This window comes from Tundrisphaera lichenicola, from assembly GCF_051175385.1.
Classification (GTDB): domain Bacteria; phylum Planctomycetota; class Planctomycetia; order Isosphaerales; family Isosphaeraceae; genus Tundrisphaera; species Tundrisphaera lichenicola.
Genome location: NZ_CP195106.1, coordinates 4,513,344 through 4,535,808 on the forward strand (window position 1 = coordinate 4,513,344; position 22,465 = coordinate 4,535,808).

At 63.6% G+C, this 22,465-nt stretch carries 18 protein-coding genes and 1 pseudogene; 12 read left to right on the forward strand and 7 right to left on the reverse strand.

What is annotated here, in order from left to right; translation table 11 throughout:
- Nucleotides 1-29 precede the first annotated feature (29 nt).
- Complete coding sequence (locus tag P12x_RS17800) at nt 30-3,119, forward strand: hypothetical protein (RefSeq protein ID WP_435005780.1); 3,090 nt, start codon at nt 30-32, stop codon at nt 3,117-3,119.
- Between the two features lie 21 nt (nt 3,120-3,140).
- Here P12x_RS17800 and P12x_RS17805 read toward each other — a convergent pair whose 3' ends face one another.
- From P12x_RS17805 to P12x_RS17815, 3 genes are all read right to left on the reverse strand, one after another.
- Entirely contained in the window at nt 3,141-4,727 is a 1,587-nt protein-coding gene (locus tag P12x_RS17805; RefSeq protein ID WP_435005781.1) for a GH3 family domain-containing protein, read from the reverse strand.
- A gap of 6 nt (nt 4,728-4,733) precedes the next feature.
- A complete protein-coding gene (gene olsG / locus P12x_RS17810; RefSeq protein ID WP_435005782.1) occupies nt 4,734-5,306 on the reverse strand; it encodes an ornithine lipid N-methyltransferase in 573 nt (190 codons plus the stop codon).
- A 160-nt stretch (nt 5,307-5,466) separates the two neighbouring features.
- The gene (locus P12x_RS17815) at nt 5,467-6,342 is read right to left on the reverse strand and encodes an alpha/beta fold hydrolase (RefSeq protein ID WP_435005783.1); all 876 of its coding nucleotides are present in this window, start codon (nt 6,340-6,342) and stop codon (nt 5,467-5,469) included.
- Between the two features lie 395 nt (nt 6,343-6,737).
- Between P12x_RS17815 and P12x_RS17820 the strand changes: the two genes are divergently transcribed.
- The 7 genes and pseudogenes from P12x_RS17820 to P12x_RS17850 all read left to right on the forward strand — a co-directional run bounded on the left by P12x_RS17820 (nt 6,738) and on the right by P12x_RS17850 (nt 13,840).
- Nucleotides 6,738-7,739 carry a TIGR01777 family oxidoreductase gene (locus tag P12x_RS17820; RefSeq protein ID WP_435005785.1) on the forward strand — a complete coding sequence of 334 codons (1,002 nt, stop codon included), beginning with the start codon at nt 6,738-6,740 and terminating at the stop codon, nt 7,737-7,739.
- 27 nt (nt 7,740-7,766) lie between these two features.
- On the forward strand, nt 7,767-8,960 hold the full coding sequence (locus tag P12x_RS17825; RefSeq protein ID WP_435005787.1) for a pyridoxal phosphate-dependent aminotransferase: 1,194 nt from the start codon (nt 7,767-7,769) through the stop codon (nt 8,958-8,960).
- Nucleotides 8,957-9,115, forward strand: a complete 159-nt coding sequence (locus P12x_RS17830; RefSeq protein WP_435005789.1) for a hypothetical protein — start codon at nt 8,957-8,959, stop codon at nt 9,113-9,115. The genes P12x_RS17825 and P12x_RS17830 overlap by 4 nt, the downstream gene beginning before the upstream one ends.
- Before the next feature lie 37 nt (nt 9,116-9,152).
- Complete coding sequence (cbiB, locus tag P12x_RS17835; protein WP_435005790.1) at nt 9,153-10,151, forward strand: adenosylcobinamide-phosphate synthase CbiB; 999 nt, start codon at nt 9,153-9,155, stop codon at nt 10,149-10,151.
- A 219-nt stretch (nt 10,152-10,370) separates the two neighbouring features.
- A pseudogene (locus tag P12x_RS17840) lies at nt 10,371-11,317 on the forward strand (IS1595 family transposase).
- A 476-nt stretch (nt 11,318-11,793) separates the two neighbouring features.
- Nucleotides 11,794-12,996 (forward strand): acyltransferase family protein, encoded by a 1,203-nt coding sequence (locus P12x_RS17845; protein ID WP_435005791.1) that lies wholly within the window; start codon nt 11,794-11,796, stop codon nt 12,994-12,996.
- A gap of 40 nt (nt 12,997-13,036) precedes the next feature.
- The gene (locus tag P12x_RS17850; RefSeq protein WP_435005793.1) at nt 13,037-13,840 is read left to right on the forward strand and encodes a GDSL-type esterase/lipase family protein; all 804 of its coding nucleotides are present in this window, start codon (nt 13,037-13,039) and stop codon (nt 13,838-13,840) included.
- Here the strand turns inward: P12x_RS17850 and P12x_RS17855 are convergent.
- The 4 genes from P12x_RS17855 to P12x_RS17870 all read right to left on the reverse strand — a co-directional run bounded on the left by P12x_RS17855 (nt 13,830) and on the right by P12x_RS17870 (nt 17,075).
- Nucleotides 13,830-15,113: a serine/threonine-protein kinase gene (locus P12x_RS17855; RefSeq protein ID WP_435005795.1), complete on the reverse strand. Its 1,284-nt coding sequence runs from the start codon at nt 15,111-15,113 to the stop codon at nt 13,830-13,832. The two genes, P12x_RS17850 and P12x_RS17855, sit on opposite strands and share 11 nt — an antisense overlap.
- 276 nt (nt 15,114-15,389) lie before the next feature.
- The gene (locus P12x_RS17860; protein WP_435005797.1) at nt 15,390-15,662 is read right to left on the reverse strand and encodes a hypothetical protein; all 273 of its coding nucleotides are present in this window, start codon (nt 15,660-15,662) and stop codon (nt 15,390-15,392) included.
- A gap of 106 nt (nt 15,663-15,768) precedes the next feature.
- On the reverse strand, nt 15,769-16,668 hold the full coding sequence (locus tag P12x_RS17865) for a hypothetical protein (RefSeq protein WP_435005799.1): 900 nt from the start codon (nt 16,666-16,668) through the stop codon (nt 15,769-15,771).
- Nucleotides 16,665-17,075 carry a hypothetical protein gene (locus P12x_RS17870; RefSeq protein WP_435005801.1) on the reverse strand — a complete coding sequence of 137 codons (411 nt, stop codon included), beginning with the start codon at nt 17,073-17,075 and terminating at the stop codon, nt 16,665-16,667. Before P12x_RS17870 ends, P12x_RS17865 begins: the two co-directional genes overlap by 4 nt.
- Before the next feature lie 240 nt (nt 17,076-17,315).
- Here P12x_RS17870 and P12x_RS17875 point away from each other — a divergent pair, with 240 nt between their 5' ends.
- The 4 genes from P12x_RS17875 (at nt 17,316) to P12x_RS17890 (ending at nt 22,004) form a co-directional block, all read left to right on the forward strand.
- Entirely contained in the window at nt 17,316-18,212 is an 897-nt protein-coding gene (locus P12x_RS17875; protein ID WP_435005802.1) for an HAD family hydrolase, read from the forward strand.
- 232 nt (nt 18,213-18,444) lie between these two features.
- On the forward strand, nt 18,445-19,905 hold the full coding sequence (gnd, locus tag P12x_RS17880) for a decarboxylating NADP(+)-dependent phosphogluconate dehydrogenase (protein WP_435005804.1): 1,461 nt from the start codon (nt 18,445-18,447) through the stop codon (nt 19,903-19,905).
- 112 nt (nt 19,906-20,017) lie between these two features.
- Complete coding sequence (locus P12x_RS17885) at nt 20,018-21,502, forward strand: serine/threonine protein kinase (protein ID WP_435011685.1); 1,485 nt, start codon at nt 20,018-20,020, stop codon at nt 21,500-21,502.
- 25 nt (nt 21,503-21,527) lie between these two features.
- Entirely contained in the window at nt 21,528-22,004 is a 477-nt protein-coding gene (locus tag P12x_RS17890; protein ID WP_435005806.1) for a hypothetical protein, read from the forward strand.
- The last annotated feature ends 461 nt before the right edge of the window (nt 22,005-22,465 follow it).

Consider the following 22,465-nt stretch of genomic DNA (forward strand, 5'->3'; position numbering starts at 1 on the left):
CGAACGACATACCGACGAGGTGCCGATCGATGTCCTCGACTCACGAAGATGGTCTGGGCGACGGTTCAACGCATCAACAACCCGGCGATCGTCTGGAAAAGGCGGGGAGGCTCGCAAATCCTGGGACATCCTCCGATGGCCTCGGTCGACGATTGGGTCGGGGGATCGTGGTCGTCCTGGCATTGTCGGCCCTGGTCGTGGCGGGAATACGGGTCAACGAACAGCTTCGAGAACTCCGAAACGGCTCGGGAAGAATCCCTGGCGTCGGGGAAGGTCCGGAAGATCAGGTGGCCGACCCCTCGAAGGCGGGTCATCCGGGGGCGCCGGTCTACCATGATCGGAGCCTGGTCTATATCCGACAGGGCGCGGATCGGCCGGTCGTTTCCCTCTCGAAGGCCGTCGGGGTCGGTGAAGACTATAATTTCTTCCTTCATCGAATCCTGATCCGCGAGTTGTTCCGACAGACGTTCCTGATCGCGGCGCGTGACGGGTTGGGGGCCTTGGTTCGGGACGAATTGATCGGCGAGCCGATCGATCCCTCGAAATCCGGCGAACCCCAATTCGAGCTGAATTACTCGCTCGCCCGGAACGGCGAGATCAAATTCACGCTCTGTCGCCCCGGAAAAGGGGGTGAGGAAATCTGGTCGAGCAAGCAGACCGTCCCCACGACGGAGGTCACGCGTCTCGGCAAGCTCACCGAGCAGTTCGAACTTCTCTCGCGCGGCAGCCTCGTCGAAGCCTTGAAGAAGCACATCGTCTCCCCCGGCTCGAGGAAGAAATCGGCGAGCATCGACGTCTCCGAGGGTGTCGTGAATGCCCTCGACCGGATGACCTTCATCTCTCAATACTCCGCGCTTCGCTCGCTGGCCCAAGGAGAGCCTTCGGACCCGACGCCCGATCGGCTGGGGTTCCTGGCCCGAGGCTACGCCAACCTCGGCTTGCTGAGCGAATACCATTGGAGCGCGGCACACAAGGCGTTCGAGGCCAGGGCTCTGTTGTACGCCCAGCGTCTGATGGCCCGCCAACCCCGCTCGCCCGGGTCTTACTGGATCAGGGCCTATGTCGGAGGGGTGATCGGGCTTCATGCCGAGGCCCTGGATGACTTGAAGCAGGCCGGGGAGTTGATCGAGGCCCTGCCCGCCGATCGGAGGCCGACCCCGCCGAGTTGGGTCAACTTGGTGGACTATCTCTGCAAGTTCGACACCCGGGCGCTCCTGGCCGCCGCCTCCGATCCGGCCCGGGCCTCGCTCGCATCGATCTTCGCCATGATGACCGTGGAGCAGTCCAGTGCCACGAGTCTCGCCCTGGAGGTGGCCCAGTTCGCCCAGCGGGTCAACCCCGACTGCCTCTGGGTGAACGACGCCGCCTGCCAGATCCAGAAGCTCGGCCATCTCCAGGTCGCCACGATCGAGGGGCTGAAACTGTTCGACGAATCAGTCCCCCGCGATTTGAAGTTGGTGGGCGATCTCCCCGATGAGGTCGTACGGATCATCAAGGAAGATCGCGAGGACGAGGTCGGGATCGTCCGGGGCCTCCTCGCCGCGGGGGGAGACGCTGCCGACACGTTCGAACCATCCTGGGCGGGCCTGGGCCAGATGATCCGCGAGGCCCGATTCGCACAGGTGATCCGCCGGGTCGAGTTCATGGTCACATTGTGGAGCGTCCCGGTCGACGAGTTCGTGAAGCAGGTCCACCCGATCGCTTTCGAGCATCCGTTCTGGCCGCTCGTGCTGGCCTACGTCGTCGATCCTCGGACGGATGGCGGTGCCACGCTCGCCCGCCTCCAGTCCTTGCGGACCTCCGACCTTGAATTGACGGAACTCTTCTACGTCCGGACCCTCCAGCGGTTCGGGGCCCCGATGGACGACATTCAAAACTTTGCGAATTACAATCTGTTGATGACCCATGCCGACTGGGTCGAGCGTGATTGGGCCACAATCGTCCGATGGATCGCCTCCAACGGCAAGGATTCCATGGCGAGTGAATTGCTCGAAATGAGCCCATACTCGCCGATCGGCGCCGCCGCGACCATCGAGTTGAGCCCTGCCGCGAAGCCGGAGTTCCTGGCCAAGATGGAGTCGGAGCATAACCAGCACCCCGACGTCCTGGTTGCCCTCGGCAAACGCCTCACCAATGAGGTACGCCTGGAAGACGCCGAACGGATCTTGAAGGCATCGATCAAGATCTCGCCCGACAAGGAAGCCTATGCGGCCCTGGCGTCAATCTACAAGAACTTCGGCCAGATGGACCTCTGGAAGGAGACGCTCGATCTCTTCCTAATACAGGAGGATGCTGGCCTCGACCACGCCAAGGTAGAGGTCGAAATCGCCCGCTACTTCATGGGCCGAAAGGAATACCAGAAGGCCCTGCCCTACGCCGACGCCGCCGCCCAGACCTGGGCGGGGTGGGCGATGCAATGTGCCGCCGAATGCGAAGAGCTGATGAGCCACTGGGACCAGGCCGAGCTCTGGTACAGTCGGCTGTCGGATCGCTATCCCAGCACCGGGTCGGCCTGGTTCTCCTTCTGCGTCCGGACGGGGCATGGCGACCTGCCAACCGCTTCAGAGCTGATGGGGCAATATGTTGCCAACGCCGGGCCGTCCGGGACCCCGGATCAACTCGAATTGATTGCTGCGTATTACATACTCACCAAGCAACCGAGAAAAGCTCTCGAGTTTTACCAACAAGTCGCGGATAAACCCGACTCCAACTCGCAATGGATCTTTTTTTCGGACGTCCATATCGCCGTCCTGGCTGATGAGCTGGGGGAGATCGAACTCCGCGATCGGACGCTCGACGAGCTCGCCACCGCCCACGTCAAGGATGCTCCCCGGATGTCGAAAATTTGCGGGCTCCTCCGCGACTGGCTCCGCAAGCCCGAGCCGGCGTCGACGAACCTCGATGGGATCGCCGAGCTATTCGCCGCGATGCCGGATAGCGGGAAGGCGAGCTTCGGCTACTTCGTGGGCCAGCTCCTGGACCAGCACAAGTTGCCCGAGCTGGCCCAGAAGTATCATGGCTATACCAAAGAAATTAAGGGTAATTATATCCTGGAGTGCCTCTCCCGCGAGGCCCTTCGCGTCCGAAAGTTGCCGGTCGGCCCGAAGAGCGATCTCTGATCGGCCTGCGGATTCGCCGAGTCAGACAGCTCCGGCGAACAGTTCTCGATCGATCCGATCCGATGTCCGAAGCATCCCGACGATCTCCGCCGTCAAGATCCCCGTATTATCCATCCGCGGGACCTTGTGCTGGCCGCCGAGCTTGCCACGGGATCGCATCCAGGCGTCGAACCCGCCGGGGCGGGCGACGATCATCGAGGGCAGCGGGAGGCCGACGCCCTCGGCCCGGTGGGCGAGGTAGTCGGCATTTCGTCGGGAAAGGTCGGCGTCGAGCACCTGACGGAAGCGGGCCAGGTCGTCGGGCGCTTTCAAGAACTCGACGATGTATTGATGATGCCCGAGCGGCCCGTGGAAGACGGGGCCGACGTGCCACTCGCCAACCGCCGCGCCGGTCTCCGAGGCGGCCCGGGAGATCGCCCCCTCGACTTCCTCGCTGATCAGGTGCTCACCGAAGGCCGAGAGCGTGTACTTGGTCCGGCCGGTGAAAGAGATCAAGGGCGGGTTGAGAGACTCGAAGCGGACGGTGTCGCCGATGATGTGCCCCCAGAGCCCGGCGCAAGTGGAGACCACGATCGCATAGTTCACACCCACCCGGACGTTCCCCAGCCAGTGCCGGGTCGGCCGCTCCGAGCCCAGCTCTTCGACCGGGACGAATTCGTAGAAGAGGCCGTGATCCAGGACGAGCCGGAGAAGTCCGGAATCGGGATCGCCGAAGGCAATGAAGCCTTCCGAGCAGGGATAGGTCTCCTGGAAGCGGATCCGGGGATTTCCGAGGACTTCCTCGAAGGATTTCCGGTAGGGGTCGAACTTGACCCCGCCGTGGACGACGACTTCCAGATCGGGCCAGATCTCGGCGACGGTCGACTTGCCGGTCAGCCCTTTCAGACGCTCGAAGAGCGCGAGCAGCCAGCTCGGCACTCCGCCGATCAGCGAGATCGGCTCTGGGACCGATCGCTCGGCCAGCAGCGCGAGTTTGCGGTCCCAGTTCGACTCCAGCGCGATTTCGAGCGGAGGGAACGTATAAGGCCGGAGCCAGGTCCCCGCCTCCTCGGCGGCAATCCCGCTGAGGTCCCCCTGTCGGACCCCTTCGGCGGGGCGTTCGAGGTCGGTCGACCCGCCGAGGAAGAAGATCTTGCCGCGAAAGAGGCGGGAATTCGGGCGGTTCGCCAGATGGTAGGCGACCATCGTCTGAGCCGCCTTGCGGTTCGAGGCGACCATCTCGTGAGAGACCGGGATGTATTTGGTCGCCCCCTGGGTCGTCCCGCTGGTCAGGGCGAGATACGGAATCAGGCCGGGCCATGTCAGGTTTTCGAACCGGGGATAGGCGTCCTTGAGGTACTCGTCCCAGAGGGCCTCATAGGTCCGGAGCGGGACGCGGGACTGGAACTCCTCGACGCTGAGGATCGACCCGAAGCCGTGGTCGAGGCCGAACCGAGTTGACCGGGCCGCCTCCAGGAGCCTCAGGAGCGAGGTTCGCTGCACCTGGACGGGGTCGATTTGCCCGAGGGATCGGGTCCGATGCCGGGCATAGGCCTGAAATCCCCGATTCACAGCCCGTCGGACGGGCCTGGTCCCGGCGACCCGGGCGATCAGAGGGGGGGCATTCATCGCGGGTCAGCCTTTGATGCCCCGGCAGTAATAGGCTCCCGCCGGGGGGAAGTTCCGGGGCTCGAAGACGAACCGGACGTCGTCGAAGTACTTGCGATACAGTCCCTGATAGACCCAGGGGATCTCGGTAATCTGGTTGTAAGTCCCGGCAGGATCGAGAACTTCGCGGACGACCTGGAATAACGATTCCTGGAGATCCTTCGGGAACGAGGGGACCGGCAGTCCGGAGATGACATGATCAACTCGGCCGATCCCCCGCTCGGAGAGCATCGCGGCGAGATCCCGGACATCTCCTTCAATCACGTCGAAGTGGGGATACTGGGCGAATCGCTCGCGGAGGAGCCGGGCGAAATCCTCGTCGCGTTCGAGGACGATCACGCGGGTTTCGGGGCTGGCCTTATCCGCGATGACCCGAGTGATCGGCCCGGTCCCCGCTCCCAGTTCGACGATGACCTTGGCACTGGCCCAGTCGACATTGCCGACCGTCGCCTTCGAGAGCCAGGGGCTGCTCGGCGCCAGGCTGGCGATGTTGGTCCCGTGGCGGAGGAACTTGCCGAGGAACAGTGAGAAATCGCTCATCGAAGCCTGGGGCCAGGGGTCCGGGAATCGACCATCATCGGGCTTTCGACCGCGATGACCGGGATGGTCGATGCCTGAAGGGTCGCGAAGTTCTGGACTGACGGTTGCGAAAGAGCGGCCATCGATCCTCGTTCCTCAACCGTGACGACGACTTTCGCCCTTAACCGTGGAAGATGCCCGACTTCGCCACGACCGGCCGGGATTCCTTGTTCAGAATCCGAGCGGGGTCGAGCATCGGGGGGATGGCCTTCAGCCGGTCGCGGAGGAAGCGCGTGATCAGCGTGTTGACCAGCCTCGATTTCTCGATCTGCGGGGCATGGCCGCACTTGGGAATCAGGACCTGGCGTGACTTGAGCATCCGGTCGGCCGCCTTCATCGAGCCGGCGACGTCGGAGATCACCCGATCGTCCGAGCCCCAGATCAGCAAGGTCGGGTGGGGGACCTGCTCCAGGAGAGGGTTGACCGAGTGTCCTACGGTCCCCCGGAGCGTCCGCAAGACCCCCTTCTTCCACTTCCGATTCTGGAACTTCGCCTCGAACGCACCGACCAGGGTGTCGGACGCGAAGTGAGTCCGGTGGAAGACCGACTTGACCAGCTTGTCGTACTGGCTTCGGCGGACCCCGTCGATCATCGGCAAATTCTCGTCACCGTAGAGGCCCGAGGGGGCGATCAGGACGAGTTTCGAGACTAGCTCGGGGTGACGGACGGCCAGGGTCAGGCAGATCTGTCCGCCCAGGCTGGACCCGACCAGGTGATAGGGCGGGCGCTGGACGAACTCGGAGAGGTAGGTCGCCAATCGATCGGCGAGATAGTCGACCGTGATTTCGCCCCCGGCGTCGATGTGGCGATGGAGCGAATCGCCGTCATAAACGAGGATCTCGGGAACCTTCACGTCGAAGTGGCGGGACAACGGACGGCGGTTGGCGAACCAACTTTCGGATTGCTCGGCCAGGCCGTTGACCAGGATCAAGGGGCTGGGGCGTTTGTAGGAATGAAGCCGCTTGAGGTCGAACAGGTTGCGGACGCTGGGGTTCATCTTGGCCAGGGCTCCCCTTTGCCGGATGTCGTCGCGGTGAACACCGGGTAGGCAACACATCCGCGCCCGGGCCCCATCGGCCCTCGCGAACTTCGCCCCGGTCGACCGGCGTGCTCGACGCCCCACCGCGAGTCATTAACATACCACTCGGGGCCCTCCGATCCAATGGGCCTGGCCGATCGAACGCAATTTCTTCGGTCGCTATCTACTGACACGGAACGATTTGGGTCGGAAGACGAGGTGATCTTGGGTGGATCTGATGAAGTTCCGATGAGGCTGCCGTGGCTCGCTCGGTGACGCCCGCTTGACGCCGGGGCCGGACTGCCCGAAGATGTCGACTCTTCGGGTGCCCTCGCGCCTTTCCGTCAATCACCTCTTCGAGAGTTCCTTCGCCCATGCGAGTCTTCATCACCGGCGGCTCCGGCATGATCGGCCGCCGGCTGGCGCGTCGTTTGATCGAGCGAGGCGACCAGCCGGTCGTCCTTTCCCGAGACTCCAACCAGACTCGTCGAAAAGCCTCGATGCGCGGGATCGCGGTGATCGAGGGTGATCCGACCAAGGAAGGATCCTGGCAAGAGGAAATCGACGGCTTCGATGCCGTCGTGAATCTCGCGGGGCAGAGCATCTTCGGGGGTCGCTGGGACGACGAATTCAAGCGTCAGATCCGCGAGAGCCGCGTCCTGGCGACCGATCAGCTCATCAAGGCGATCTCCGAGGCCCGGAAACGGCCGGGGGTATTCGTTCAAGGTTCGGCCATCGGATATTACGGGCCTCGGGACGATGAGATTCTGAAGGAAGGAAGTCCGCCGGGGACCGACTTCCTGGCGAAAGTCTGCCGGGACGTTGAGGCCGCCGCTCGGCCGGTGGAATCCCTGGGCGTCCGCCTGGCCACGATCCGGACCGGCGTGGTCCTGGGGCAGGGCGAAGGGGCGCTGGGCGTGATGGTCCCGATCTTCAAGTGGCTGCCCGGAGGCGCGGCGCCGGTGGGCAATGGCGGCCACCCTTATCATCCCGGAAAGGGTCGGCAGTGGATTAGCTGGATTCACCTGGAGGACATCGTCGGCCTGTTCCTCCTGGCGCTCGACGATGCTTCGGCGCGGGGCCCGATCAACGGCACGGCACCCAAGCCGGTCCGAAATTGCGATTTTTCGAAAGAGCTGGCCCGGGTCCTGCACCGTCCGTTCCTGCCGGTTGGTCCGCCCGATATCGTCCTCAGGGCCGCACTTGGTGAGAAGGCGCAGGTCGTCACCACCGGCCAGCGAGTTCTCCCGGGACGGGCCGAGGAGTTGGGCTATTCGTACCTTTACCCGGAACTTCCTGCGGCGCTGGATTCCGTTTTCGCACCGGAGAAGCCCGAACCCAAGCCCGCCGCGGCGCATGGCGCTTCGCACCATTAATGCGGAAATGGCAGAACGAGGTGGCCCGTGAAGTTCCCGATTACCCACGGCGGCGACCCCTCGGGAATCCGCCGCCGACTCGGGTTGGGGTCGGCCCCCTTGCTGGACTTCTCGGCGAGCCTCAATCCGTTCGGGCCGCCTCCGGCCGCGATCGAGGCGGCCCGAGAGGCCCTGGGGAGGGCCGACCGATACCCGGAGCCGGGGGCTCCGCGACTCACCGAACGCCTGGCCGAGTATCACGGCGTACCTGTCGATCGAGTGATCGTCGGGGCTGGCGTTACTGAGCTGATCGGGCTGATCGGCCAGTCACTCCGCGAGGTCCTGGCCTTTCACGCCCAGGCACTCGGCGACCCATCGAAGCCGCTCTCACACCTGATCGACCCGACGTATGGCGAGTATCGCCGTATTTCCGCCCTGAACGAGATGAGGGCGCAGGTCTGGGGCGAGCACATACTCGGGTGGGAGCAGGATGTCTTGCCCTGGGAGGCCGCCGGGATCTTCTGGACCGGTCATCCCAACAATCCGACGGGGCGGACCTGGAACCGATCCACGATCGAGCGTTTCGCCGACGCCACGCTCGGGCTGCTCACGGTGGTCGACGAGTGCTTCCTGCCCCTCATGACGGATGCGGACGATCGGACGCTGATCGGCGCCGCCGCCGCTCGGGATAATCTCCTGGTGCTCCGATCGTTCACCAAGCCCTATGGCCTCCCCGGACTTCGTGTGGGATACGCCGTCGGCTCGCCGGATATGATCACCAGGCTCCGGCAGTACCAGGATCCCTGGACCGTGACGGCCCCGGCCGAGGCCGCCGCGCTCGCGGCCCTTGAGGACTTGGACTTTCTCGAACGCTCCGTGGAGCAACTCGCCCCGGAATCGACTCGCCTGGTCGACCGGCTCTGGGAAATCCCCGGCCTCCGACCGGCCTGGCCCGACCGAGTCCGGCCTGCGGGGACTCCCCCGCTCCCGAACTTCGCGCTGGTGAGCCTCACCCAGACCGACTGGGATTCGGCCCGGCTTCAGGAGGCCCTGGCCTTCCGTGGGTTCTTCGTCCGCGAATGCTCCGACCATCCCGGACTGGAGGTCGGGTCGCTCTTGACCGGCCCCGACCAGCTCGTGGCCACCCGAGGCCACATCCGAGTGGCCGTCCGCAAGCCCGAGGAGAACGATCGGCTCCTGAAAGTCCTGAACGAAGTCCTCCGATCGGACCCGAATGGATGACGGGAGCCTCGAAGGCCTTGTTGATCCCGGGTGAGGTCGTCCCCCTCGGCAGGAGCACCGTCTCCGCGCCCTTCCGCCGGATCCTGGCCGATTGGCACGGGGCCCTGGCCGATCTGCTCCGATCTCAGATCGACCTTGGGTCGGTCTCGGTTTGAACACGCGAAGATTCTTCGGAGGAGTGTCGGGGCCTTCATGTCGATCACGATTCAGCAAGTCGGGGCGGATTACTGGGGCCTTGCGGCATTCCCGCTGGGAGTCGCGCTGGACCTGATTCTCGGCGATCCCCGGGGTTGGCCACACCCGGTCCTGGCCCTGGAATGGCTGATCCGATGGAGTGAGCAGGCGCTTCGAATCGTCCTGAGGAGGCTCGGCGGGGGCCCGACCGCCGAACTCGTTGCTGGCGTGATCCTGGCCCTGTTCGTGGTCGGATGTGCTGTCTCCATCGTGTGGCTCCTGACAGATCTCGCCGGCCTGATCGGAGGACCGGCGACTCTGGTGGTCCGGGCCCTCCTGATCTACTGGGGATTGGCGATCCGGAGTCTCGGCGATGAGGCACTCCGGGCTTCCGAGGCTCCCGACCTCGCGACCGCTCGTCGCGAGCTATCCCGGATCGTGGGACGTGACACGGCGCATCTGGACGATTCCGAGATCGCCCGAGCCTGCATTGAGACCGTCGGCGAGAACACCAACAATGCCGTCGTTGCCCCGCTATTCTGGTTCGCGATCGGAGGCCCGGCCGGGCTCTGGGCATACAAGGCGGTGAATACACTGGACGGCAAGGTCGGCCATCGGAGTCTTCGATATCGATACCTTGGCCGATTTTCCGCGAGAATCGACGACCTGGCGAACCTGATCCCGGCTCGAATGACCTGGCTCCTGATCGCACTGGCCGCGACCCTCGTTGGCGAACGGGGCCTGGCGGCACTACGGATCGGCTGGCGAGATGGTCGGAAACATCCCGGTTCCAACGCCGCCTGGGGAGAGGCAGCCATCGCCGGGGCCCTGGGCGTTCGACTGGGAGGAAGGGCGACCTATGGCGGTGTTCCCGACCACATGCCGTTCCTCGGAGACCCGATCCGACCGATCACCCGCGAGACGGTCATCCGAGCGGTGTTCGTGATGCAGATTGCGGCTTTGATCGCCGCAGGGGTGTCCTGGTCGAGCCACGCCTTGTTCCTCGGGTCCTATTGACCCGACTTACGGGAGCCGGGACGATGCGGTGGTCGCAATCATCAAGGTCGATACCCCACCGAGACGATCCTGCCACTCCTCTGTTGAATCAGGTTTGGCTCATGATGGATTCCGGGGTGGTGATCCGCAAGGGCCACTCAGTGGATACAATCGGTCTCCTCGGTCGGGCGATCTGTCCGCCCCGCTGATCCCGACTTCCCCGCCCCGAGGCGTCGCACGATGGTCAACATCCAGGATCTCTTCGACGACGCCAAGTGCTTCGACACCATCCGGGGCATGCGGTGGCCTGACGGCGTGACCTGTCCCAAGTGCTCCTCGGACTCGGTCATCAAGAACGGCAAGGACGACACTCAGCCACTCCGTCAACGCTACGAGTGCCGGGGCTGCCGCCGACGCTTCGACGACCTCACCGACACCATCTTCGCCGGCCATCACCTGCCGCTGAGGACCTGGATCGCCTGCCTCTATCTGATGGGGCTGAACCTCTCGGGATTGCAGATCGCCCAGGAACTCGACATCAACAAGGATGATGCCCGGGCCATGATCCAGCGACTCCGACAGGGGATGGTCGACCGTTGTCCTCCGGTCGTGCTGGAGGGGGAGGTCGAGTGCGACGAAGTCTATGTGGTGGCCGGACATAAGGGTCATCCCGAGGCGGTCAAAAAAAAGGCCGCCTCCCCCGAAGGCGACGCCTGAGAGGCGAGCGAGGTCGGGGCACCCTGGCCAAGGAGAAGCCGCCGATCTTCGGGATGTTGCAGCGTGGAGGCTAGGTCGTGATCCGGATGCTGGAGAACGTCCAGCAGGTGACCATCAAGCCCCTGATCGATCGGATGATCGCCAAGGGGACGTTGGTCTACACCGATGAATACGACATCTATGGCCGCCTGGTGGAGTGGGGTTATGGCCACAAGACGGTCTGCCACGGGGCGGGCGAGTTCGCCCGGGACGACGATGGCGATGGCTTCTGCGAGGTCCATGTCAACACGCTCGAAGGGTTCTGGTCGCTGCTCCGCTCGTGGCTGCGGCCTCACCGAGGAATCCCCCAGGAGAGCCTACCGCTGTACCTGGGTTTCTTCGAGTTCGTGCACAACATCCGGGCGAGAGGAAAGCGGCTACTGGGTGCCCTGATCGCCCAATTGCTGGCACCACCCCGGAATCCATCATGAGCCTCAGGTTTAACCTGTTACGTCGTGTCGGATGATACCAAGCGGCGATCGTGCCGTTCTTGCTCGACCGAGGTTCGACGAAGACTCTGGCTCGTGACGCCCTCCAGTGCTGCTGCTCGATCCTAGACGATGTTGCCGGGAAGCTCCACCGATTCTCGTCTCCACAAAACCGACGCCTGGGAAAAAAGTAGGGACCAACCCCCGAGGACTCGACGCTACTTCAGGCTATCGTGCGGATCGGGATGGAGAAAAGGTCCTCCCTTCTCTCGCCGAATGACTCTCCGCCGAGTTGGATGGATTCGCTCTCCCGCTCGGGTGAACCATCCTCGAAATGTCATAGCGGTCCGTTCCGGGCGAGCCAATCTCGCTCGTTGCGGCCTACGGTAATTTGGCAGCTCCGAAGGCCATCGAGGAGTCGAGGATCGCCCTGCGCGCCCGGCGTTGGCTTTCGCGTCGATTCATACGCGAGAAATGACATGGATCGCCCTCAAGTCGCGAAGACACGATACCAGGCGCTGGACGTCTGGCGAGGGATTGTCTGCCTGGTCGTGGTCCTGGAGCACGCCGGCGTGGCCCTCTGGAGCGGGGCGGGGGATGCTTCGAATTTCGAGGGTTTCGTCCGTCGAGGGATCGTTTGGCTTCTCCAACTGAACGTCGGAGCCCCGCTTTTCTTCGTGATCAGCGGCTACTGCATCGCTTCGAGCCTGGATTCCTCACGGCGAAAGGGGATGCCACCGTCGCAATTCCTCGCTCGACGACTCTGGAGGATCTTTCCCCCCTACTGGGCCTCGATTGCAGTGATCGGCCTGCTGGTGATGGCGATCGATCGAGTGGGATTGGATTGGTTACATCGGACCGGAGTCGGGCTGGAACTGGCATCCCCTCTCGAATTGAACCGCGCTCAATGGTTCGGCAACTTCACGCTGACCGAGACCTGGCGACCCCTCGTCGGTGGTTCCACACCACTTCTTCTCAATCGTGTGGCCTGGGCCCTCTGTTACCAGGAACAGTTCTACCTGATCTGTTTCCTGGCCTTGATTTTCGCCCCGAAGCGGCTCCACGCGGCCCTGAGGATCGCGACCTTCGTGATCGTCGGGCTCCGGGTCGTCCTGGCGGACTTCGGTTGGCTTCCCTCCTATTTCGGTCTCTTCCCCGATCTCTGGCATGAGTTCGCGGTTGGACTGGCCCTTTACTGGCGGATCAATGTCGCGAAGTCGGAGGTCGAGAAGCGGGCCGTCGAACTGGGATTGGTCGGGCTTGTCTTGGTCGGTTGGCATCAGTCGATGGTCTCCACGGTGGCGGCGGCCAGTTTTGGTCTGATACTGATCGGATTTCATCGGTGGGATAACGCGATCGCGAGGATTCGCCGACTCGATGGGCTCCGGGCGATCGGGCGTCGGAGCTATGCGATCTACCTGATCCATCTGCCGGTGTGCACCGTCGGGAATGCAGCGCTGGCCGAGGCGGGAATCTCAGGGTTCTGGCCGAGGGCTCTGATCATGATCCCGGCGGTCACAATCGGTTCGGTCCTCGCCGGCTGGGCGTTCTATGCCCTGATTGATCGCCGGTTTACCAGTCTACCGGGGAGGGTGGGGCAGCTCCCGGCGACTTCGAATCTCGGGTCAACGAGCCGAGACGGTGAAGCATCCACGATGACCTTGCCTTCCTTCGGCTCTTGAGTGCGTCGGTGATGTCTTTGAGTCGGATGGAGAGTCGGAGATGAAGGTCAGGTCCGCGATCCGAGGGATTCAGATCGCTTTCATCGCGGTGAGTGCGATCGGGCTGGCGGAGGATTTCGCCTCGGGGGCGCGGTCCCGTCGCGAGGATCGCGCCGATCGACCGGCGGTACGTTCGGGCGAGTGGGAGGGGGATCCCGATCGCTGGACCCAGACGCATCAAAATTATGTCGATCGAGCCCGGCGAGCCGATGCCGACCTGGTTTTCCTGGGCGACTCGATCTTCTACGCCTGGGGCGATGACTCGCGGAACGACCTGGGGCATCCCAGCTGGAGATCGGAATTCGCTCCGCTGAAGGCGGTCAATTTCGGATTCCCCGGGGACCAGACACAACATCTCCTCCATCGGATCGATGACGGCGAACTCGACGGTCATCCTCGAGTCGCGGTCGTGTTGATCGGCACCAACAACCTGACCTCGGGGCAATCGGTCGAAGCGACCGCTTCGGGGATCGCCGCGGTCGTCGATCGGATCCGGCAGGCCAGCCCCTCGACCAGGATTCTCCTGCTTGGCTTGCTGCCCCGAGGGTCCAGGGCAAGCGATCCCCTCCGGGTCGCGGCAGGCCGGGTGAACGAGATCATCGAGCGTTGGGCGTCTCGGACGGGCGTGGACTATCTCGACGTCGGAGCGAGTTTCCTTCGACCCGATGGACGAATCGACGTGAATCTGATGATGGATGACTTGCATCCGTCGCCGGGAGGTTATCAGTCAATGGCCGAGGCGCTCCGCGACCCAATCCGGCGTCTGCTCGGTGTTGGTCGATCGCCGATTGCTCTCAACCCCTGAGCAACCAACCGATCGCGAAACCGACGAGACCGGCCATTCCGAGCGATCCGAGAACCGCCAGCAACGCCGGAACGGGTCGATTTTCGGCCAGGAGGGCGAGGGGGCGGAACCAGGCGGGGTATTCGGGACGGACGGTCACGACGACCGGTTCCGGGGGTGGGCCGGCGGGAACGGCCTCGGGCTTGGGTTCGGCAACGGCCTTCCGGGCGGGAACGGCCTGGACCTGCTTCCTCGGGCGAATCAGGGCCGTGAGTGCCTCGGCGGCTTCCTCGCCGGTCTGGAATCGATCCTGCGGCTTGTTGGCAAGGAGCTTGTCGAGCACGTTGACCAGACTGGAGGGGAGATCCGGCCTGATCTCGGTGATCGACACGTGTTTGTTGTTGATTCGCCGGCCCAGTCGCTCGATCGGTGTGTCGCCGGGGAACGCTTGCTTGCCGGTGATCATGTGGTAGAGCGAGCAGCCCAGGCTGAAGAGGTCACTCCGGCCGTCGACGTCGCGTCCGCAGGCTTGCTCGGGTGACATGTAATCGACCGTCCCTACGGCTACTCCATCGGCCGTGGCGAAGGTCGCATGCTCGTCGCCGTCCATCAGGACGCCGAGGCCCAGGTCGAGGACCTTCACCTGCTTCTCGTCATTGAGCAAGAGGTTGGATGGCTTGATGTCGCGGTGGACGATCCCCTGGGCGTGGGCATGGGCCAGCCCCAGGGCGGCCTGTGCGGCGTAGCTCACGGCGTCGACCGGGGCGATCGTTCCTTCCTTCAACCTTTGTCCCAGGCTCAGTCCGGAGACGTATTCCATGACGATGTAAAGGACGCCATTGGTCTGGTCCGCATCGAAGGCCCGGACCACGTTGGGATGGTCGAGCTTCCCCACCAACCGCATCTCTCGTTGGAACCGGGCGACGACGCGTTCGTTGGAGACGATCTCCGGGGCGATGATCTTCAACGCGACGATTCGTCCCATGAGGGGGTGGTGGGCCCGGTAGACCCTACCCATCGAGCCCGACCCCAACCGATCGAGGATCACATATTTGCCGACGAGCAGCCCATGCGATTTGCCGAGGAGGAAGCGACGAACCTGATAATCGGTGAGGATCGAGTCGCGGACCAGTCGAGTCGCCAACGCCTTCGATTCGACGGGATAATCTCCGGCCATCACCTTGGATCGGACGTCCGTGAACTGCTTCTCCGTGAGGACTCCCGAGTTCCGTATGATCGGCAGGAGGTCTGACGGGACGGAGTCGGCCGGCTTCGGTTTGTCGGAAGTGGCCACGGCGCTGCGCTCCTAGCGAACCATCGATCACCCTGTCGTCGCTCGGTCCCCCCTGGGTGGCCGATCTACAGGCCACGGATACCGAACCGGCTCTCTATGATACGACAATCGGTCGTGGCGGATCACTCTCAAACTTCGCGCTCGCAGGGTAGATTTATGGGCGAACGGTGAGATTGTGACGACCGATGCGAACATCGTCTTGATTTTGAGAGCTGCTCCGCGTTGCGGCCCGGCTCCTCCGGCCCGCGTCAAGGGTCCTTCAAACTCCTTGGTAGGTTATTTCGAGCTTGGTTTGGCCAGTTCTCCCTGGTTTTGACGACGAACCAGGTCCAGGACGAGGGTCAGGAACATCGTTGCGAGCGAGGAGATCGTGGGGTTGGGGAAGATCTCCGAGGTATGAGCCAGTACAGACTGGAGGACGAGGATGATGATGCCCAGGAGTGAGCCGGAACCGAGAGCGGTCAGGATCGCCCGGTTGAGCTCCTGAGAATTGATGTAGCCCTGGATTGACCCTTTCACGGTCGTGAGAAACTTGAATGCCGAAGGCATCTTGAGACCTTTCCGGGCCGATAGGCCCTGGTTGAAACGAGAGAGTTCCGTGGTGGTGGAAGCGTTGAGATAAGCCGGAAGCGATCGTGGATGGATCGGATCCCGATCAGGCGAATCCGTCGTAGGACCAATGTTCGGGCATGGCCCGAGGAGGGTAACCCTCGAACTGCGAGAGGGCCCAGGAGTCGCGGCAGGCCAGCATCCCGACCACGACCTCACGGTCGGCCCAGAACGAATTGGGCGGTTGATCGAGCCCCAGCGGCCCGGTTGGGAGTTTCGGCCCCCAGGATTGGAAGATGCAGGCCCCTGGCCGTGACCCACCCCGGATGCCGACGATCAACATGCAATGCCCCCAGACACCTTGCGGACTGCAAAAGCCCTCGGCGTCCCGGACCATGGTGAACCCCTGCGTGGAGCAGACCGGGACCGGATATCCGTTGGCGATCGCGTCTTCGAGTTCTTCGAAGGTCGAGACCATCGAGACGGTCCGGACCCGGTGCCGAGCCGCGATGGTTTTCAGCTCCGGAGGGAGGCCGCGAGCCCCCCAATCCCTGGACCTTCGCCCGTCGTACGGGCCGACCACGTCTCGACCAACAGTCCCGATGACCCTGACGGCTCGGGCCGCCCAGGCACCGACCGCGCCATCGGAATACGACCCGATCTGGCCGCCGATATCGACTCGGGCCATCCCGTAGACCGCTTCCGTGGATGTCGGAACGAATCCCATGTTCTCGCCCCGGATCGAGATCTCGGCGGCGGAGAGCAGGTCGATCCCGTGGCCGAATCCTTGACCGACACAATCTCCGATGGTCTGGGCTGGGTAATCGAAATAAGCCCCCTGATTGACATCCTTGAACGCTTTATAGAGCAAGACGGTCTCGTCGGTCCCCGATCCGCTCAGGCGGGGCGCGGCCTCGCTGAAGAGGGGCCGGGGGATCAGGGAGAGGTGTCGGTCCACCTGCTCGGGATCCTGAATCCAGCCGCCCAGGATGGGAGTGTCCATCATCGGCCTCCTTTCAGGCCTTCGGCGAATTCGCGCCAGAGACGAATGACCTCCGTCCGCCGGGCCGGATCGGTCGGCTCGGACCCTTCCGGCAGGATGCTCGAGAACTCCGGGGCGACCTTGGCCCGGAATTCCCGGGTCCGGATCGATTGCCAGGTCGACTGGAGGACGCCCTGGGCCTCGGAGACGGACTGTCCCCGCTCTAGGGCTTCGGCCGCGGCGATCCAGCCATCGGCCAGACTGGAGACAACGATCGGCGCATAGGCCCGGCCGAGTGCCCTGCCGTTGACGACTCCCGGGATCGCGCCCGGTACGCTTCGATAGAAATGGTCGTGGGCCACCAGCCCGCCCGTCATCAGGATGACGAGGGGCGTCAGAATATCCCGCACGAAGCTGCCAATTTTCTGCAAGATCGTCTCCTTCGTTCGCGTGCCGCCAGCCTTCAAAGGCCAGATCGCGGCTCGCTTCTTACTTTCGAAGGATTGAGGGCTCGCTTAGCACGTCGATCGCGAAAGAGGTCAGGGGGTGGCCTTCGGCACTCACCTCGGAACTGGACAATCCCGGATCGTCCGTCTACGATCGCGAACAGCCTCAGGACCGATGGAACTGCCCCGACCGCGAGGATCGCGGTACGAGTCAAGGAACCCCCGATGACCCCCGACGCCGCCCCGACGACGCTACGCGACTTCCAGAAGGCCCACGATTTCTTCGTCGGGATTGACAGCGACGGCTGCGCGTTCGACACGATGGAGGTGAAGCACAAGGAATGCTTCATTCCTAACATCGTCCAGACTTTCGGTTTGGCTTCGGTCTCGCGAATGGCTCGCGAGGTTGCCGAATTCCTCAACCTCTACTCGAGGTGGCGAGGGATCAATCGCTTCCCCGGCCTGGCCATGACACTGGATCTCCTGGCCGAACGTCCCGAGGTGGCGCAGCGAGGGGTGAGCCTCCCCCCACTGACCGGCCTCCGGGCCTGGCTCGCCGGCGACCCGAAGCTCTCGAATCCCGCCCTGAAAGCCGAAGTCGAACGGACCGGCGATCCCGATCTCATCCAGGCATTGGCCTGGAGTGACGCCGTGAACCAGTCCATCAGCGAGATTGTTCGCGACGTCCCCCCCTTCCCTGGCGTCCGCGAGAGCCTGGAGGCACTCCGGGGTCGGGCCGATGTCATGGTCGTCTCGGCCACCCCGAAAGACGCCCTGGAGCGTGAGTGGCGCGAGCACGGACTTCGCGACTTCGTCGCCCTGATCGCCGGTCAGGAAGTCGGCAGTAAGAAGGACGTCCTGGCCAGGGCCGCCGTGGGGCATTATGAAGCCGAGAAAATCCTGATGATCGGCGATGCACCGGGCGACCTCGAGGCCGCTCGGGCGAACGGGGTCCTCTTCTACCCGATCGACCCAGGAGCCGAGGATCAATCGTGGCGGCGGTTCCTTGACGAGGCGCTCCCCCAATTCTTCGAAGGGACCTATGCCGGGACTTACATGGACGCCCGGATCGAAGCATTCCTGGCCCTCCTACCCGAGGTCCCGCCCTGGAAGAAGGGCTGAGATACCGTCAAAATAGCGCTCCTCCGAATCCGGAATCTGGTCGATCCCCACCTGGAGCGCGATCGGAATCCCGGTCCCGACGGGGAAGGTTCGGTTACGCGGAGGTGACGATTGTGCCCGAGTCGGGTAGCATGGCTCCGCTGAGCGCTCCGGGATCGCCGATCGCGGTGGCCTCACTACTCCCTTGAGTTTCCCGACCGATCCAATCTCCGAGGATGATCGAGCAAAAGCGATGGCACAACCGACCGCCGACATGGGCCTGATTGGACTCGCCGTGATGGGCGAGAACCTCGTCCTGAACATGGAGAGCCATGGCTACACCGTGGCCGTCTTCAACCGGACCACCTCCAAGGTCGACGAATTCGTCGAGGGGCGCGGCAAGGGGAAGAAGCTGGTCGGTTGCCACAACGTCAAGGATCTGGTCGCCTCGCTGAAGCGCCCTCGGAAGATCATGATCATGGTCAAGGCCGGGGCCGCGGTCGACGCGGTGATCGACGAACTGGCCCCCCTGATGGAACCGGGCGACATCCTGATCGACGGCGGCAACACCCACTATCCCGACACCACCCGGCGGACCCGGGCGTTGAAGGAGAAGGGACTCCTCTTCGTCGGGACCGGCGTCTCGGGCGGCGAGGAAGGGGCGCTCAAAGGCCCGTCGATCATGCCGGGGGGAGATCCCGCCGCCTGGGAGTCGGTCAAGCCGATCTTCCAGGCGATCGCCGCCAAGGTGGCCGACGGTACCCCTTGCTGCGACTGGGTCGGCAACGAAGGGGCGGGCCACTATGTCAAGATGGTCCATAACGGGATCGAGTACGGCGACATCCAGCTGATCTGCGAGGCCTATCACCTCATGAAGGACCTGGTCGGGCTCGACGCCCCCGGGCTCCACGAGGTCTTCGCCCGCTGGAACACCGGGCCGTTGGATAGCTACCTGATCGAGATTACCCGCGACATCTTCGGCTTCACGGACGAGGCCACCGGCAAGCCGATGGTCGACCTGATCCTCGACAAGGCCGGGCAGAAGGGGACCGGTAAGTGGACCGTCACCTCGGCGCTCGACCTGGGCGTCCCGTTGACCCTGATCGGCGAGTCGGTCTTCTCCCGATGCCTATCGGCCCAGAAGGACGAGCGGGTCGCCGCCGAGAAGATCCTCAAGGGGCCCAAGCCCTCGACGGTCGCCGATCCGAAGGCCTTCATCGATGACGTGGAAATGGCCCTCTACGCCAGCAAGATCATCTCGTACGCCCAGGGCTACGCCCTGATGAACGCGATGGCCAAGGATTCCGGCTGGGAGATCAACAACGGCGGCGTGGCCCTGATGTGGCGCGGAGGGTGCATCATCCGGAGCGCGTTCCTGGGCAAGATCAAGGAGGCCTTCGACCGCGATCCGAAGCTGGCGAACCTCCTTCTCGACCCCTACTTCACGGGCGAGATTGACCGGGCCCAGGCCGGCTGGCGGAGGGTCGTCGCCGCCGCCGCGACCCAGGGCATCCCGGTACCCACCATGTCCTCGGCCCTCGCTTATTATGACGGCTACCGATGCGGTCGGCTCCCCGCCAACCTGCTCCAGGCCCAGCGTGACTTCTTCGGGGCCCACACTTACGAGCGGGTCGATAAGCCCCGGGGCGAGTTCTTCCACACCAACTGGACCGGCCGAGGCGGGACCACGGCCTCGACGACCTATAACGCCTGATCGAGTCTCATGGGGCTCGGCGGTCCTCGATTGGGTTGTCGAGCCCCTTCAAACTTCAGGCCGATTTTGGCCGGTCCGCTTGACACTTCCCCGGCGATCCGAACACTAGGTGATGCAGGATTCGGAGCGAGTGACCGATTTCCTGGCTCGCCGGGGGAGATTCATGACGACCGGGACGAGACGGCCCACCGACGGCGAAGAGCCTCCGTCCGAACCGGAGCCCGCTCCCCCCCGCCTCGATGAGGGAGCGGTCGAGTTCTCGCCGTTCGCCGAGGGGCTGAATACCACCGTCGACTACCAGGCGGACGCCACGATCCTCTATCGAGGTGATCAGGCCCCGGTCGATCCGGAGGATGGCTTCCCTGCCATCGATGACCTGACCGGCCGGACCCTGGGCCAGTATCGGATGGGGCCGGTCATCGGCTGGGGGACGATGGGGCGGGTCTACCAGGCCGAGCATGAATTCCTCTGCCGTCCCTGCGCGATCAAGGTCCTTAATCCGGGCCTCCTCGCCCGTCAGCCCCAGGTTCGCGAGCAATTCTGGGCCGAGGCGCGGGTTGTCGCCAACCTGGTGCATCCCCACGTCGTCACGGTTCATAATCTGGGGAGCGATCGGAACTACCATTTCATCGAGATGGAGTATGTCCCGGGCGGGATTAGCCTGAAAGAGACCCTGATCAAGGAAGGGCCGCTCGATCCGATCCGGGCCACCAATCTCGTGCTCCAGGTCGTCAAGGCCCTGGCCGCGGCCCATGACTCGGGCCTGGTCCATCGTGACGTCAAGCCCGCCAACGTCCTGATGACGCCCGAAGGGAACGCCAAGCTCGCCGATTTCGGGCTGGTCCGCCGCCATGCCGACCAGGGGCTTGCCGGCGCCAAGGTGGCGGGAACTCCTACCTACATGGCCCCCGAACTCTTCGCCGGGCATCCCGCCAGCCCCCGCTCCGACCTCTACGCCGTCGGCGTCCTTTTCTACTATCTCCTCTCGGCCCACCTCCCATTTTCGGCGGACCGGATCAGCCGGCTGATCGTGATGCATCGCCGGAAAGCGGTGCCGGACATCCGTAAGTTCGTCCCCGACCTGACCGACGATATCGTCGAGATCATCGCCCGCTGCCTGGCCAAGGAGCCTTCGGCTCGCTTCGATTCGTCCGAGGAGCTGATCGAGCATCTCGAATCATCGATCTCCCAGCTTCGGGATACGGAGGGACTTCTCAGAGAGTCCGTCGAAGGGCTGGATTGCTTCATCCAGGGGGCTCGCGACCACTTTCGGATCCTCTTCAAACTTCCGAATGACCGGCTCCAGGAAGTCTACCTCGAAGTCGGTCAGAATCGGCATAATGAGCGGCTTCTCTCGGTCTTCTCGGTCTGCTGCCCTGCCGAGCCGTTGCACTACGAGTTCGCCCTCAAGCTGAATGCCGAGATGACCTACGGCGGCCTCTCGATCCGAGAAGTCAACGGGCAGGACATGTTCGTGATGACCCGGACCTTCCCCCGGGGTCACGTCCACCCCGAGGACGTCCGTGCCGCCCTGATCGACATCGCTCGTCGGAGCGACTGGGTCGAACTTCAACTCACCCACGCCGACGTCTACTGAGATCCCGAAAGCGAGAGGCGATCCGATGCCGCCGGTCACGGACATCACCACCGCTAGCATGATCCTTGCCTCGATCGTCCTGATCGTGGCGGCACTCCTGGGCTGGCGCGAATGGCACGACCGCGAGGAACGGAATCCCGAGCTCTCACCCGAGGACGAGGCCCACTTCGCCTCTCAGGATCTCCGCCGGACGACCGGGATCGTCGTCCTGGTCCTCCTGGCTCTGGGTGTCGCGATCGGCTCGCGAGTCCCGATCCGCCTGGGACAGCAAGCCAATCCCCTCTTCGTCGGGATCTGGCTGGGCGTGTTCTCGCTGATCTTCGTCCTGTTGATGCTGGCCATGTCCGACTGGATCGCCCTCCGACGGTTCGCCGTCCGCCATCGTGGGCAGATCCTCCGCGAGCGGATCGAAATCCTCCGCGAGCAGGCCCGCCTCAAGAAAGAGGCCGGCGAAGGCGGCAACGGTCATGGCGAAGAACCGCTCCGTGACCTTTTCCGGTAGATTCGGGGAATTCGTTGCCCTGACCTGGCTTGGGATGATGATCGGACTCGATCCCGGTGACAGTATCGGGGGATTCTCCCGAGGCCGAATTCCCAGGACGCTGGCCCAGGTTACGCCGAGGCTGGTGACCGTCAGGAGTGGGTTAACGGCGACGTTCGGCGGAATCGGCCGGCAATCGATGTCCGATTGTTGCGATTGAAGGGGGCTTCCACTATCAGATTCTCCAATTTAGCCGAGATGGACTATTCGTTGACACGATGATAATGGACGTGTAGGGTTGATGTAGACAGGATGTTCCAGGAATGCAGTAGGCCCGAGGGCTTCGCTCGCCCGAAGGAAAAACCGAGGATGGGGTTCGGACGGGCGGATCTCTTCGAAATCGTCGCCGGATCGACCCCAACCCTCGACCGACTGCTCCCCTCCCTGGACCATCGTTCCGGATACCGGATCATGTCCTTACC

Coding starts and splice junctions, on each gene's coding strand:
- P12x_RS17800 (WP_435005780.1), top strand. CDS start 30: ATGTCCTCGACTCACGAAGATGGTCTGGGCGACGGTTCAACGCATCAA.
- P12x_RS17805 (WP_435005781.1), bottom strand. CDS start 4,727: ATGAATGCCCCCCCTCTGATCGCCCGGGTCGCCGGGACCAGGCCCGTC.
- olsG (WP_435005782.1), bottom strand. CDS start 5,306: ATGAGCGATTTCTCACTGTTCCTCGGCAAGTTCCTCCGCCACGGGACC.
- P12x_RS17815 (WP_435005783.1), bottom strand. CDS start 6,342: ATGAACCCCAGCGTCCGCAACCTGTTCGACCTCAAGCGGCTTCATTCC.
- P12x_RS17820 (WP_435005785.1), top strand. CDS start 6,738: ATGCGAGTCTTCATCACCGGCGGCTCCGGCATGATCGGCCGCCGGCTG.
- P12x_RS17830 (WP_435005789.1), top strand. CDS start 8,957: ATGACGGGAGCCTCGAAGGCCTTGTTGATCCCGGGTGAGGTCGTCCCC.
- cbiB (WP_435005790.1), top strand. CDS start 9,153: ATGTCGATCACGATTCAGCAAGTCGGGGCGGATTACTGGGGCCTTGCG.
- P12x_RS17845 (WP_435005791.1), top strand. CDS start 11,794: ATGGATCGCCCTCAAGTCGCGAAGACACGATACCAGGCGCTGGACGTC.
- P12x_RS17850 (WP_435005793.1), top strand. CDS start 13,037: ATGAAGGTCAGGTCCGCGATCCGAGGGATTCAGATCGCTTTCATCGCG.
- P12x_RS17860 (WP_435005797.1), bottom strand. CDS start 15,662: ATGCCTTCGGCATTCAAGTTTCTCACGACCGTGAAAGGGTCAATCCAG.
- P12x_RS17865 (WP_435005799.1), bottom strand. CDS start 16,668: ATGATGGACACTCCCATCCTGGGCGGCTGGATTCAGGATCCCGAGCAG.
- P12x_RS17875 (WP_435005802.1), top strand. CDS start 17,316: ATGACCCCCGACGCCGCCCCGACGACGCTACGCGACTTCCAGAAGGCC.
- gnd (WP_435005804.1), top strand. CDS start 18,445: ATGGCACAACCGACCGCCGACATGGGCCTGATTGGACTCGCCGTGATG.
- P12x_RS17885 (WP_435011685.1), top strand. CDS start 20,018: ATGCAGGATTCGGAGCGAGTGACCGATTTCCTGGCTCGCCGGGGGAGA.
- P12x_RS17890 (WP_435005806.1), top strand. CDS start 21,528: ATGCCGCCGGTCACGGACATCACCACCGCTAGCATGATCCTTGCCTCG.